At 73.7% G+C, this 13,959-nt stretch carries 10 protein-coding genes; all 10 read right to left on the bottom strand.

The annotated features are described in order from the left end of the window. Positions 1–9: 9 nt before the first annotated feature. Positions 10–1,962, bottom strand: a complete 1,953-nt coding sequence (locus tag ACFYW5_RS11180) for an FAD/NAD(P)-binding protein (protein ID WP_389416665.1) — start codon at positions 1,960–1,962, stop codon at positions 10–12. Continuing rightward, positions 1,959–2,747, bottom strand: coding sequence for a 4'-phosphopantetheinyl transferase (locus ACFYW5_RS11175; protein ID WP_389416664.1), 789 nt, complete (start codon positions 2,745–2,747; stop codon positions 1,959–1,961). The genes ACFYW5_RS11180 and ACFYW5_RS11175 overlap by 4 nt, the downstream gene beginning before the upstream one ends. Then, positions 2,744–4,951 (bottom strand): anthranilate synthase component I, encoded by a 2,208-nt coding sequence (locus ACFYW5_RS11170; protein WP_389416663.1) that lies wholly within the window; start codon positions 4,949–4,951, stop codon positions 2,744–2,746. Before ACFYW5_RS11170 ends, ACFYW5_RS11175 begins: the two co-directional genes overlap by 4 nt. A 271-nt stretch (positions 4,952–5,222) precedes the next feature. After that, entirely contained in the window at positions 5,223–6,830 is a 1,608-nt protein-coding gene (locus ACFYW5_RS11165; protein ID WP_389417002.1) for an FAD-dependent monooxygenase, read from the bottom strand. A gap of 5 nt (positions 6,831–6,835) precedes the next feature. Next, the gene (locus ACFYW5_RS11160; protein ID WP_389416662.1) at positions 6,836–8,383 is read right to left on the bottom strand and encodes a class I adenylate-forming enzyme family protein; all 1,548 of its coding nucleotides are present in this window, start codon (positions 8,381–8,383) and stop codon (positions 6,836–6,838) included. Continuing rightward, positions 8,383–8,640 carry a phosphopantetheine-binding protein gene (locus ACFYW5_RS11155; protein WP_389416661.1) on the bottom strand — a complete coding sequence of 86 codons (258 nt, stop codon included), beginning with the start codon at positions 8,638–8,640 and terminating at the stop codon, positions 8,383–8,385. The genes ACFYW5_RS11160 and ACFYW5_RS11155 overlap by 1 nt, the downstream gene beginning before the upstream one ends. 92 nt (positions 8,641–8,732) lie before the next feature. After that, positions 8,733–10,994 carry an MMPL family transporter gene (locus ACFYW5_RS11150; RefSeq protein ID WP_389416660.1) on the bottom strand — a complete coding sequence of 754 codons (2,262 nt, stop codon included), beginning with the start codon at positions 10,992–10,994 and terminating at the stop codon, positions 8,733–8,735. A gap of 66 nt (positions 10,995–11,060) precedes the next feature. After that, positions 11,061–12,059 (bottom strand): transglutaminase domain-containing protein, encoded by a 999-nt coding sequence (locus ACFYW5_RS11145; RefSeq protein WP_389416659.1) that lies wholly within the window; start codon positions 12,057–12,059, stop codon positions 11,061–11,063. Then, entirely contained in the window at positions 12,056–13,618 is a 1,563-nt protein-coding gene (locus tag ACFYW5_RS11140; protein ID WP_389416658.1) for a class I adenylate-forming enzyme family protein, read from the bottom strand. Before ACFYW5_RS11140 ends, ACFYW5_RS11145 begins: the two co-directional genes overlap by 4 nt. After that, positions 13,618–13,899 (bottom strand): phosphopantetheine-binding protein, encoded by a 282-nt coding sequence (locus ACFYW5_RS11135; protein ID WP_389416657.1) that lies wholly within the window; start codon positions 13,897–13,899, stop codon positions 13,618–13,620. Before ACFYW5_RS11135 ends, ACFYW5_RS11140 begins: the two co-directional genes overlap by 1 nt. Positions 13,900–13,959 lie beyond the last annotated feature (60 nt).

The raw sequence follows: 13,959 nt of genomic DNA, 5'->3' as shown, positions 1-13,959 counted from the left end.
GGGCCGGGGTCACGCCGCCGTCCGCTCCAGACGGTCCCGCCGCTCCAGCACCGCCGAGAGCGCCGCCTGGGCGATGGCGTCGGAGTCGGTGAGGGTCACCGAGTTGACGCCGGGGCGGATGCCCGCGGCCGTCACCCAGTGGACCGACTCCGTGGGCACGCCGAAGGCGAACCGGCGCGGGTGCGGGCGCCGGGCGGCGTCCAGCAGCTGGAAGGGGCGCGGGGTGACCGCGAGCCCTTCGGTGTAGATCCAGGTGCCGTTGCGGGTGGCGATCCGGTGCGTGGCGCACTGGCCGGTGTCCAGCAGATGCCGCAGCAGCGGATCCTCGGTGCGGCTGAGCGTGATGTCGGGCAGCCGCGCCTCGATCAGCACCTCGGCACTGATCCGGGAGCCCGGCACCAGCGGTGAGTGGGCGTGGAAACCGTGCCGGTCGACGTCGACGCGCAGACCGGGGCCGACGATGTGCAGCACCCCGGCCTCGATCAGCGCCGCCGCCTCCTCGATCCGGGACACGGGCGGCCCGATGGAGAGGAAGGCGTTCAGCGGCGTGTACCAGTGGTCCAGGTGCTCACGGTGCGAGTCGCCGTGCAGTCCGCCGTGGTCGACGACGAGCCGGATCTCGTTGCGCAGGTCGCGCAGCACGTCCAGGGCGGCCTTCAGCGGACCGCTGACATTGCCGCTCCGCGCCTCGGCGACGTCCTCGCGCAGATGGTCCAGCAGCCAGGCGGTGAAGTCCTCGGGGCCGCCGAACTCCTGGTCCCGGTACGGCTGGGAGAGCCGGTCCCAGTCCCACCGGTCCTTCTCGCCGATCTCGTACGCGTCGAGCACCGTCTCCTCCGCGGACGTGCCCGGCAGCGCGCTGAGAAAGGCCCGCTGGAAGGCCTCGGCGCGGTCCCCGCGACCGCGCGAGGCCAGCAGCGTCCGGTAGTAGACGGTCTCGACCTCCTTGGCGACCAGCGGCCACACGTCCCGCAGGAAGTCGGCGCCGCCGGAGCCGCGCGCCGCCCGCATCCGGGCGATCCGGGCCGGGGTGAGCAGCAGCGGCTCGTGCCGGCCGTGCGGCCCCTTCTCGTTCTCGCCGCGCGCCTGGTACGGCACCCCGCGCCGGGAACCGGCGTACAGCCGGGGCTCACGGCCGGACGGCAGGTAGACGAGACGGCCGGACACACGGGTGAAGCTGCCGCCGCGGCCGGTGGTGAGCAGGGCCATGTAGTCGAAGAAGTTCAGCCCCAGGCCGCGCAGCAGGACCGGCTGACCGGGGCGGATGCCCTCCAGGTCGGTGTCGGCCGGGTTGGCGGGGGCGAGGTGGGTGAGGCCGTACTCGCGGGCGAGGTCGGCGAACTGCTCCTCCACGGCCGTCGGCCGGGCCGGCAGATGGCCCTGGGCCAGGACGACGGCGTCCAGGTGCTCCAGAACCGTGCCGCTGTCCAGGGTGACCCGCTGGCGTGGTGGGTGCCCGGTCGCCAGGGCCGCGGCCTCGTCGTCCAGGGCCACCGCGCGGGACCGGTGCCAGGTGACGGTCACGCACCGCGGGGCCGCCGCGACCGTGCGCTCGAACGCCCAGCGCAGGTAGTGGCCGTAGAACGCCCGGGTCGGATAGGTGTCGGGGCCCAGCGCCCGGGCCTCGGCGAGCACCGGGGCGGGGTGGTGCCCGGGGATGTCACCGGCGGCCAGCGACTGGGCCCAGGCGTGCAGGCTGGGGCCCGGTTCCAGCGGTCCGGTCAGCTCGACGCTGGCATCGGTGAACACCGAGATCTGTCCGGCCACCGTGTTCATCAGCAGGTGCGCGGACTGGGTGGTGCGCCAGACCTGGCCGGCACCCGGCGCGTGCGGGTCGACGACATGGATGCCGATGGCGGTGTCGGGGGCGGCGGCACGGGCGGCGGCGCAGAGCCGCTCGATCACGGAGAGACCCCGCGGGCCGGCGCCGATCACGCACACGGTGTGCTGTCTGGTGGTCATGTCTGCTGTCCGTCCTGCTGGATACGGGACTCGGTACGGGAAGTGGGGGAACCGGACGGCCACGGCAGGGCGACCGCCGCGATCATGCGGCTGCCGACGACGGCGCAGCGGCCCGTGGTGCCGGGCGCGGGACCGCGTACGACGGTGAACGTGACCGGTACGGCCGGGTCCTGGCCGGCCGGCGGCTCCTGCCACGCCAGCTCCACGGACTGGAAGGAGACGCCGTCCTGGGTGTCGGGCGGCAGCGCCTTGTACAGGGCCTCCTTGACGCAGAACAGCCGCAGCACGGCACGCGCCGGGTCGGGGCTGTCGCGCAGCCGGTCGCGCTCCTCGGGGGTGCACACGTAGTGCACGGCGGAGAGCAACTCCTCGCCGGTGTCCAGGGGTTCGATGTCGACGCCGAGCCCGACACCGCGGTCGGGCCCGGTCACGCACAGGGCGACCCGGTTGGTGTGACTGAGCGAGCCGGCCACGCCGTACGGCCAGCTCGGCGCCCCCCGGCCGTCGGCGCCCAGCCAGCGGGGCATGCCGGTCAGCGCGGCGGTGGCCCGGGCCGCGGCCAGCCTGCCCGCGGTGAAGGTCTCGCGGCGCAGCGGCGCGGTGTAGCCGCGCAGCAGCTCCCGGACCGGCGCGGGCAGCCGGCCGAAGTCCAGTTCGCCGGTGTGCGCCTGCGCCGCGATCACGGGCGGCTCGAACAGGGCCGCCACGGCGGCCAGGTCGACGGGCTCGGGGTCACCGCTCACCGGCGCCGCGGCCGGCGCCGGGGCCGGGAGCAGGGCGCTCACCGCAGGGCTCCGACCGGGGTACGGGCCAGACCGGCGACCGCGTTGTGCACCACGAGCCGGCCGGTGCGCCCGGCGTAGGTCATGATCGACTCGGGGTGGAACTGGACCGCGGCGAGCCGGCGTCCGGGTGCCTCCACGGCCATCGCGACCCGTCCGTCCTCGGTGGCCGCCGTGACCCGCAGGGAGTCGGGCAGCCGGGCCGGGTCGGCGTACAGGGAGTGGTAGCGGCCGACGGTGAAGCTCTTGGGCAGGCCGTCCAGGAGCATCGAGTCGGCCTCGGTGCGCCGGACCCTGGAGGGCTTGCCGTGCACCGGCTCGGGCAGCACGTCCAGGGTGCCGCCGAGATACTCGACGATGCCCTGGAGGCCGAGGCAGACGCCGAACACCGGGATGCCGAGCCGTTCGGCCTCGGCGAGCGTGGCGCCGACGCCGAAGTCGGACGGGGTGCCCGGTCCCGGCGAGAGGACCACCAGGTCGGGCCGCTGCTCGGCGAGCAGCGGGAGGTGTCCGCCGCTGCGGTAGGTGCCGACCTCGGCACCGGTCTCGCGCAGATAGCCCGCGAGGCAGTGCACGAAGGAGTCGCGGTGGTCGACGAGCAGGATCCGCCGGCCGGTGCCGGGACCCTCCGTCACGGTCAGCCGGGGCACGGCCGCCGTGGGCTCGTCCAGGACACCGAGCAGCGCCTTCGCCTTCAGCTCGGTCTCCAGCTCCTCGTCCTCGGGGGTGGAGTCGTGCAGCAGGGTCGCGCCGGCCCGGACCGTGGCGACGCCGTCGTGCAGATGGATGGTGCGCAGGGTCAGGACGGTGTCCAGGCCGCCGTCGAACCCGATCCGGCCCACCGCTCCCCCGTACCAGCGGCGCGGGGAGCGCTCGTGCCGTTCGATGAACTCGACCGCGGACAGCTTGGGCGCGCCGGTGACGGTGACCGCCCACAGGTGGGCGAGGAAGGCGTCCAGGGCGTCCCGGTCGGGCCGCAGCACGCCCTCGACCCGGTCGACGGTGTGGATGAGGGTGGAGTACATCTCGATGCGGCGGCGGGCGGTGACCTGGACGGTGCCGGGCAGGCAGACCCGGGACTTGTCGTTGCGGTCGACGTCCGTGCACATCGTCAGCTCGTGCTCGTCCTTGGACGAGTTGAGCAGGGTACGGATGCGTTCGGCGTCCTCCAGGGCGTCCCGGCCGCGGGCGATGGTGCCGCTGATCGGGGAGGTCTCGACGAGAGCGCCGGCCGCGTCGCGCGGGTCGACCCGGACGAACATCTCCGGTGAGGCGCCTACCAGGTACTCGTCCTGGGCGAGGTTCATCAGCAGGCTGTGCGGTGCGGGGTTGCGCTCGCGCAGGGTGCGGAACAGCCGGGACGGCGGGCGCCGCACGACACGGTGGAAGGACTGGCTCGGTACGACCTCGAACAGGTCGCCGGAGCGGAAGAGCGGGCCGGCCTTCTCGACCACGCGGGCGTACTCGCCGGGGGCGTGGTCGCGGGGCGGGGCCTCGGTGGCCGGGATAAAGCGGCGGGCCGGGGTGGAGCGGTCCAGGCCGTCGGTGCGGGAGGCGCCGACGCGGAACTCGTAGTCGTGGCGGGTCGCCTCGTCGGCCTTGAGGTCGAGTTCGTAGAGGGTGTCGGGCAGGTGCAGCACCATGTCGCGGTCCTCGGCGGCGCGGTGCTGGGCGAGGGTGACGGGGTCGACCTGGAAGATCAGGTCGTAGCCGAAGGCGCCGTACAGGCCGAGCAGCGGGTCGTCGCCGATCGCCAGCCCTTCGACGACGGCCCGGACCACGGCGAACACGCCGACCTGCCGGGTGCGGTCCTCCTCGGCGAAGGTCCCGTCGGGGACGCCGCCGCGCACGCGCAGGGTGTCACCGTCGGCCTCCACCCGACCGCCGGGTCCGATGGCGTCGGAGAACAGCGCCAGCAGGGCGGGGAGCAGGACTCGGCCGCGCTGGTTGAGCGCGGTGGCCCGTATCTCCGGGCCGGTCGCGGTGATCTCCACGGGTGGGTCGCAGTAGCCGATGACCCGGTCGGGCCCGCGGAACAGGAGCATTCCGCGGCGTTCGTCGAGGGTGTCCTCGAGGTCGGTGCGGAGGGTGGCGGCGGAGCCGAGGAGCTCCGTGGTGCGGACGACCTCGACTCCGACGGGTGTCGTCCACCGCCCGGACGGGGCTGCCCGGCCGGTGCGCGGCCGGGAGGTTTCCAGCAGGGGCATCCCCCAAATTCCTTTCGTGAACCCGGTGATGTCCGGGGCTGGCATGAGGTCGACCCGCGACGGGGACGCGGGAGCGGGTGGTCTGGCGGGTGTGGGTCGGCGGGTGCGGGTGTGTGGGGGCTGGTCGCGCAGTTCCCCGCGCCCCTGGGGAAGCTGATCGGCCGGAGTGATCACGCGCCGAGGGCCGGAGCGGGTGGGCCGGCGGGTGCGGGTGCGTTGTGGCTGGTCGCGCAGTTCCCCGCGCCCCTGGGGAGTTGAGGGGCCGGAGTGGTCAGGTGGTGGTGGTCCATACCTCCGTGGCTCGGGCGGCTTGGACGTGGGTCCAGCCCTGGTTCAGTTCTTTCGGGCGGCAGACGTACGCCGTGGGGGTGCCGGCCGCCGTCAGGCGTTCGGCGAGGGCCGAGCGGGCCGTGCGATCGGCGCCGGGGAGTCCCGCGCCCGGGGCCACGGCCACGATGTCGAGGGGTACGGCGGCGGCGAGCGCGGCGACCGAGTCGACGAGCCCGGACACCGGCTCCTCCGCCGGCGCCGGCGCCTCGACCAGCAACCCCAGCACCGCGTCCGGGAGTTCGGCCCGCAGCGCCCTCAGCCGTTCCCCGGCCTGCTCACCGGCGGCGACCAGCAGGGGCCCGTCATGGCCCGCGGGCGGCCGCTCCCCGGGTGCGAGGAGCAGCGCGTCGCCCGCAGCCGCGGGCCCGCCGGCCGGCACCAGCGACGGCACCGGTCCCTCCGGCAGCGCCGTCACCCCGTCGCCGATCTTCGCGAGCTGGGGATCGAGCCGCAGCAGCACGTCCGCGGTGGACTGACCGGTGCGGGTGAGCAGCCGCAGCATCAGCGTGGCCGGGTCCAGGGCGCGGTGCTCCTCGGGGTGCGACCACATCCGCAGGCTGGCCCAGGCGGCCTGCTGCACGGACTCCACGATCGGCCGCCGGGTGGCCTCGTAGGCGGCCAGCGCCGCGTCCACGTCGTCGCTGTGCTCGGTGAGCCGGTGCGCCAGCTCCACCGCGTCCTCCAGCGCCAGCGTGGTGCCCGAGCCGACGGAGAAGTGCGCGGTGTGCACGGCGTCCCCGAGCCCCACCAGGCGCCCGGTGGACCAGCGGGCACCGGAGATGTGCGGGAAGGTCAGCCAGCGCGAGCCGTTGCCGAGCAGCTTCGCCCCGCGCAGGTGCTCGGCGAACACCTCGGCGCAGAACGCCATGGCCTGCTCGTCGTTCCAGCCCGGGGGCTTGGTGGCACCCTCGGTGAAACCGGCCCGCTCCCAGGTCCGCTCGCCCAGCTCGACCAGGAACGTCGACCGGTCCGGGCCGTAGGGGTACACATGGGCGCCGACCGGCCCGTACGCGCTGTCCGCGAACAGGAACGTCATCGCGTCGAAGGCCCGGTCCACCCCGAACCAGGCGTACCGCCCCCGCCCGGGGACGACCTCGGCCCCGAACTCCCGGGCGAACGCGGTCCTCGTGCGGCTGCCGGAGCCGTCGGCGGCGACCACGACGTCGTAGCGCCCGAGCAGTTCGCCGGCGTCGGCCTCGGTGCCGAAGTGCAGCCGGGCGCCCGCCTCCTCGGCGAGTTCGGTCAGCGCGGTGAGCAGGCCGCGCCGCTCCACCGCGGCGAAGCCGTGGCCGGAGGAGCGGACCCGCTCGCCGTCCCGGCGGACCTCCACGTCGTCCCAGCGGGCGCCGCGGTCCAGCAGGGCGGCGACCACGTCGGGCGCGGCGCGGCGCAGCCGGGCCAGGCTGAAGCGGGAGAAGACCACGCCGAAGCCGTACGTGGCACCGGCCGGGCTGCGTTCGTAGACGTCGACCTCGTGGCCGCCGAGGCGGCGCAGCAGCAGGGCCAGCATGAGCCCGCCGGGGCCCGCGCCTATGCAGGCGACGCGCATGCCGCTCACGCTCCCCGGTCCACGGGCGGCACCGGGGCGGCGCCCGGCATGCCGTCGGCGAACCGCTCCCGCAGCTTGCGGCGCAGGATCTTGCCGGCCGCGCTGCGCGGGATCTCGTCGACGAACTCGATCCGCACCGGCCGCTTGTAGCTGGCGAGTTCGCTCGCGCAGGCCTTCAGCAGGCCGGCCGCCGAGAGCTCCTCGCCCTCGGCCACCACGAACGCCACCGGGACCTCGCCCCACTCCTCCGAGGGGGCGCCCACCACGGCCGTGTCGGCGACGCCGCGCTGGGCGCCGAGGACCCGCTCGATCTCGGCCGGGTAGACGTTCTGCCCGCCGCGAATGAGGACGTCGTTGATCCGGTCGACCAGGTAGAGGTAGCCGTCGGCGTCGGAGTAGCCGAGGTCACCGGTGCGCAGCCAGCCGTCGCGCAGGGTGGACTCGGTGGCCGTGGGGTTGCGCCAGTAGCCGCGCATCAGACCGTCGCCGCGGACGCAGACCTCGCCGATCTCGCCGGGCGGCAGCGCCTTGCCCTCCTTGTCCTGCACCTCGATGTGGCAGCCGGGCAGCATCCGGCCGGCCGAGCGCAGCCGCAGTTCCCGGGCGGCGGCGTCGGCGCCGTGGTCCTCGGCCCCGCCGAAGACGACGGTGGCGATCGGGCCACCGCCCTCGGTGATGCCGTAGATCCCGCGGAACGGGCAGGGGAAGCGCTCCAGGGACTCGCGCAGCAGCTCCTCCGGCATCGGGGCGCCGCCGAACATCACGTCGACGAGGGTGGACAGGTCGGTGGAGTCGAACGCCTTGGTGCGCAGCGCGAAGCGGACCATGGACGGCACCAGGAAGGCGCGGGTCGCGCCGCGCTGCTCGGCCTCGGCGAGGAAGCGCTGCGGGGCGAACTCCCGCTGCAGGACCAGGGTGCCGCCGGCCGCGAGCAGGGCCAGGCCGATCACCATCGAGCCGTGGAACAGCGGGCACGGGTTGAGCATCACGTCGTCGGCGGTGAACCGGGCCTCGGCGGCGAGCGCCGTGTAGCAGGCCGACACCGAGCGGTGGGTGACGGCGACGCCCTTGGCCCGGCCGGTGGTGGCCGAGGTGTGCAGGATCGCGACCAGGTCGTCCATGTGCGGCAGCGGCAGTGTCCGGCGCGGGGTGGCGAGCAGCTCCTCGTAGGCGGGGCTGTCCAGGGCGAGCCGCCAGCTGTCGCCGAACGCGTCGCCGAGCCGGTCCAGGACGCCCTGCTCGGCGATCACGCCGCGCGGCGCGGAGTTGGAGACGACGTGCTCGACCTCGGGGGCCGGAAAGGAGTGGTTGACGGGGCAGACGATCGCCCCGGCCTTGCCGGCCGCGATGTACAGCTCCAGCACCTCGACCCGGTTGGGCGAGCTGACCACCAGGCGCTCACCGGGGCCGATGCCCCGGTCCAGCAGGGCGGCCGCCAGCGCGTCGGTCCGTTCGTCGAGTTCGCGCCAGGTGAGCGAGAGCCGCTCGTCGGCGAGGGCCAGGGCGTCGGGGCGCTGTCCGGCGTGCCGCCGGACGAAGTGGGCCAGCCACATCAGCGGACCTCGCTCACGGAGGCGGAGCGGGCGGTCAGCACCTGGTCGATGCCGGCGACGGTGTGCAGCGCGGTCAGTTCGTCGTCGGCGAGCGGGCTGCCGGTCTGCTCCTCGATGGCGAGGGCGAGCCGGATCAGGTCGCCGGAGTTGAGCCCGGCCGTCGTCAGGTCGTCGTCACGGCCGATGCCGTCGAGAAGTTCGGGCAGGTCGACGAACTCCAGCAGGAGCGCGTGGCCCGGGGTGAGCTGGTCGGACATGGGAGTTCCCCTCGGATGTTCGGATGGGAAGTGAGGCCCGGCGGGGCCCGGGTGGCCGTGGGCCCCGCCGGGGGTTCTGCGCGCCGGCCGGGTCAGCGGCCGACGTCTGCGGGCGTACGCCCGGGGTCCACCGACGTGTCGGCGCCGGCGGGCGCGGGGACCGGCTCGTCCTCTCCTTCGCTCAGGCCGAACCGCTCGTAGACCCGGGTCAGCGGGCGCGGGGCCCACCAGTTGTAGCGGCCGGCCAGCCGCATGAAGGCCGGGACCAGGACACCCCGGACGAGGGTGGCGTCCATCAGCACCGCCAGGGCGAGACCGAGGCCGAGCAGCTTCATGTAGGTGATGCCGGAGACCAGGAAGGAGACGAAGACCAGGGCGATCAGCGCGGCGGCCGCGGTGACCAGGCCACCGGTGCGCTGCAGGCCCAGGGCGACGGCACGGGTGTTGTCGCCGTTCCGGTCGTACTCCTCCTTGATGCGGGAGAGCAGGAAGACCTCGTAGTCCATGGAGAGGCCGAAGGCCACGCAGAACATCATGATCGGGGTGGTGGCCACGATGCCGCCGGTGACGGTGAAGTCGCCGGTCAGCCACATCAGGTTGCCGTCCTGGAAGACCCAGACCATGGCGCCGAAGGTGGCGGTGAGGCTGAGCAGGTTGAGCACGAAGGCCTTCACCGGCATCAGCACGCTGCCCGTCATCAGGAACAGCAGCACGAACGTGGAGACGGCGATCAGCAGCAGCGCCCACGGCATGCGGTCGGTCAGCGAGGTCATCGTGTCCTTGAAGGAGGCGGCGGTACCGGCGACCTTCACGTCCTCGAACGGCGCCTTCGCGTCCCGGATGTCACCGACCAGGTCCTGGCCCTCGTCGGTGTAGGAGCCGACCTCCGGGATCACCGACAGCCAGGTGCCCTCGCCCTTTTCGTAGCGCTCGCTGATCGCGCCGGCCGGGGCGATCTGCCTGCCGTCGGTGTAGGAGCCGGTCAGGGCGTCGACGCGGGCGACGTTGTCCAGCCGCGACAGGGTCTCGGCGTAGGCCGCGACCTTGGTCTCCCGCTCGGCCGGGGTGCCGGCGTTCTCGGCGACGACCATGAGCGGTTCCATCTCGCGGGCCGAGTAGTCCTCGATCAGGACCGTGCCCACCTGGTGGGCCTCGGCGTCCGCGGGCAGGGTGCGTTCGTCGGCGAGGTTGAGCTTGATGCCGAGGAACGGCGAGCCCAGGAAGAGCAGGATCACGATGACACCGGTGGCCAGCGGCAGCGGGCGGCGCATCACCAGGGTGGCGAGGCGGTGCCAGAAGCCGTTCTCCACGGCCTGCTCGGGCTTCTTGCGGTTCCAGGACCACTTGTTGATCCGGGTGCCGATGACCGCGAGCAGCGCCGGCAGCAGCACCAGGGCGGCGACCACCGCGAAGGCGACGACCGCGATACCGGCGTAGGCGAAGGAGCGCAGGAAGTACATCGGGAACAGCAGCAGCGCGGAGAGCGAGAGCGCCACGGTGATCGCCGAGTACAGGACGGTACGGCCCGCGGTGCGCAGGCTGGTGGCGATGGCGTCGTTGACGGCGACGCCCTTCTTCAGCTCCTCCCGGTACCTGCTGACCACGAACAGGCTGTAGTCGATGCCGAGTCCGAGCCCGAGTCCGGTGGTGAGGTTCATCGCGAAGACCGACACGTCGGTCAGCTCCACCAGCACGCGCAGCACACCGAGCGCGCCGATGATGGCGACGATGCCGACGGCCAGCGGCAGCAGGGCCGCGATGACCCCGCGGAAGATGAAGACCAGCAGGATCAGGGTGAGCGGCAGCACCAGGGTCTCGGCGAGCGCGAGGTCCTCCTGGGTCTGCTCGTTCATCTCCGCGTACGCCTCGGCCCGGCCGCCGAACTGGATCTGCAGACCCTCGAAGCCGTCCTCGTAGTGCGGGCGCAGCTCGGCCAGGTAATCGTCGACCTCGTCCTCGTTGCCCTCCAGGTGGGCGAGGACCAGCGCGGAGTCGGACTTCTCGGCCTTCAGCGAGGGCGCCTTGTCCAGGGTCCAGTAGGAGGCCGCCTCCTGGACGCCGTCCTCGGCGGCGAGCTTCTCGGTCAGCTCGGCGCCCTTGGCGGCGGTGTCCGGGTCGTCGACTCCCTTCGGGGTCTTCACGAGCAGCACGAGGTTGGGCTCACCGGTGCCGAACTTCTCGCTGAGGATCTCGTTCGCCTGCGTCGAGGGGGCGTCGGGCACCTCGTAACCACCGGAGGACAGCTTGCTGTTGACGGCGCCGCCGAGTCCTCCGGCCACGACACAGAACAGCAGTCCCAGCCAGAGAACCAGCTTTCGGCGGCCGGTCGCCAAGGCGGCCAGCTTGTTGAACATGGGTATTCCTCCAGGAATGACGGGGCGGGGCAACGCCCCGATGGGGGGATGTGTCCGCCCGTACGCTCAGGCGGGGGTACGGGCGGCGGGGAGTTGACGGCAGTCGACGCGGACGTGTCCGCCGGCCACGCAGTCGTGCACGGCCAGCGACTCGTCCACGGACCGGTCCCAGGCGAGGAGCCGGTTGTGCACCGAACCTCGGGTGAAGTCGGCGAACTCGGGGTGGGTGGTCCGGTGCCGGGAGCCGAGGTACGCCAGCACCGGGTCCAGGAGCAGCCAGCGGCCCTCCTCGAACACCTCGGTCCAGGCGTGCTCGACGCCGACCAGACCGAGCAGGAAGCCGCGCCGGGTGCGGGCGCGGACGCCCGCCTCCTCGGCCCACCGCTGCATCTGCCAGGCGGCGACGACACAGTCCACGGCGCGGTGCTCGATCGCGGCGGCGGGGCGGGCCCGCAGTGCCTCGGGCACCCAGCCGTACTGGTACTCGCCGGAGACCAGCCGGTCGAGCAGGTCGTCGTGGATCCGGCGGACGGTGTCGGTGCGCGGGGCGTCCCGGTGGCCGCGGGTGGTGACCGTGGCCACCATCGAGCCGCCCTCCTCCTTCGTCCACTCGGTCAGCCGGCCCTCGTACAGCTTGGGGGCGGGTTCGGCGGGGACCGGGGTGGTGACGCAGCTGGTGCAGCCGGCGGCCGAGCAGGTGGCGGTGAGCCGGATCCGGGTGACGCGCTCGGTCAGCCACTGCTCGGGCTGTCCGGCCGCCATCCGCATGCACTGGCGTTCGCCCAGCTCGGCCAGGGAGCGGCCGAGGCCGGACCGGAGCCCGAGGTTGCGTACGTCGTGGTGGTCGTAGCGCAGCCCGTCCGGGGTCTCCTCGGCGGGGAAGCCGGCGCCGACCAGGTTCTCCAGGACGGCCTCGTCGACGGCGAGTTCGCGGGCCGCCTCCTCGTGGGTCAGCCGGGCGTCGCGGTACTCCTGGGGCACCGCGACGAGCCGTTCCACCGCCGGGAGCCAGTGGTGCCAGAGTTCCGCCGCCGTGGTGGTCCGGCGCGGCGCGGCGGTCGTCATCGTTCCTCCCCTGCCGTGGCCAGGACCGGCAGGTCGCCCGCGGCCAGCCGGCGCGCCACCTCCAGTCGCTTGACCTTCCAGGTCGCGGTGTGCGGGATGTCGTCCCAGCGGCACTGCACCGGCGCGGCGAGCCCGGGCAGCGCGGCGACCGCGCGGCGCCAGGCGGCGAGGTCCAGCGGGGCGTCGCCGCGGGTGACCACGAGCGGGACCGCGGGGCCGTCGGGCATCGGGATGATCACGGCCTCGGTGAGCTGCGGCAGGGCTTCGAGGATGTCGTCCTCGGCCGCCAGCAGGCTCGCCACGCCGCTGCCCCGGTCCACGATCCGGTCGAACAGGTGCAGACAGCCGCGGTCGCTGACCAGGCCGTAGTCGCCCATCGCCCACCAGCCGTCGACCCGCTGGTCGGGGGAGCCGAGGTAGCTGGGGGTGACGCCGGAGGAACGGGCGAAGATCTGGCCGGGGGTGCCCTTGGGGGCCTTGTCGCCCTCGTCGTCGAGGACGCGGATCTTGGTGTGGCCGAGGACGGCCCGGCCGACGCACCGGCCGTCGTCGCAGCGGCTCTTGAGCTTGTGGGACTTGACGGTGACCGGTCCGGTCTCGGTCTGGCCGTACGCCTGCATGTAGCGGGCGCCGGGCTTGGCGGCACCGAGCAGGGTGCGGATGGTGCGCGGGTGGGCGGCGTCGAAGGAGCTGACGAACAGCCGGGTCTGCGCGAACAGTTCGGGCTGCCGCTCGGCCACCTCCTCCCAGCGGATGAAGGCGTTCGGGACGGTCTCCACCACGCCCGGCCGGACCGCGGCGAGCAGCTCGGCCGCGTTCTCGGGGGCGGTGTCGGTGAGGAAGCCCAGCGGCAGGCCGAGCGCGAGGATGGCGAGCATCCCGGACATGCAGCGGGCGTGCACCGGGGAGAGGCACATCAGGTACGGGTCGCGCACCCGCAGCACCTTGCCGATGGTGATCTGCGGACGGGCGTGCCCGGCGAAGCTGTGCACGGAGTGCAGCACCAGCTTGGGCACCCCCGTCGTGCCCGAGCTGTGGGTGACCAGCTGCGGGGTGTCTTCGCGGGGCACGGCGGCGGGCGGGACGGTGCCGCGCTCGGCGTCCAGCAGGGACAGCCCGTGCTCGCCGCGCTCCCCGGCGTACCAGCGGGGCAGCGCGGGGTCGACGGAGTCCAGCACGCCGGCCGCCTCGGTGGTGGCGTCGGTGATGATGGCCGCCGGGGCGGCGCGTTCCGTCATGACGCCGAGCGCCTGGAAGCCGACGGCCGAGTGCACCAGCACCGGCACGGCGCCGATCCGGGCGCAGGCGAAGGCCAGCAGGGGTATGTCGAAGTTGGGCTGCTTGACGACGAGGATGCGCTGTCCCTCGGTGACGCCGGCCCCGGCGAGCAGGGCGGCGGCCTCCTCGACCAGGCCGGCGAAGGCGGCGTAGTCGAAGTCGCGGCCGGCCTGCGGGAACAGGTCGAGCGGCCGGTCGAGGCGGATCGGTACGGCGCCGTGGCGGCGGGCGGCCTCGGCGGGGGCGGTGGCCAGCGCGAGCCGGCGGTTCACGCGGGCCATCACGCACCCCCCGCCTTGGCCGTACGGCGCTCCAGGTGCCCGGTGACGTGGGCGAGCAGCGCTTCGTAGGACGAGAACGCCTCGGTCGGCTGGTCCAGGTCCCACTCGATGCCGAAGGCGTCCTCGACGTCGGCGAGCAGGCGCATGAAGCCCGCCGACGTGAGCCCCAGGTTCCACAGCGACGCCGTCCGGGCCGCCGGGTCGTCCAGCGGCAGCGGAGCGCCGACCGCGTTCTCCAGCAGGCCGCGCAGGTGCTCCGCGACCGTCGTGCTGTCGTACATGTCTCCTCCAGTGACGGCCCGCGGGGTCGCGCAGGCTCGGGGTTTCGTCGTCGACGGACG

The organism is Streptomyces sp. NPDC002779, from assembly GCF_042888685.1.
Taxonomy (GTDB): Bacteria; Actinomycetota; Actinomycetes; order Streptomycetales; family Streptomycetaceae; genus Streptomyces.
This window is presented reverse-complemented; position numbering and strand designations above follow the sequence as displayed.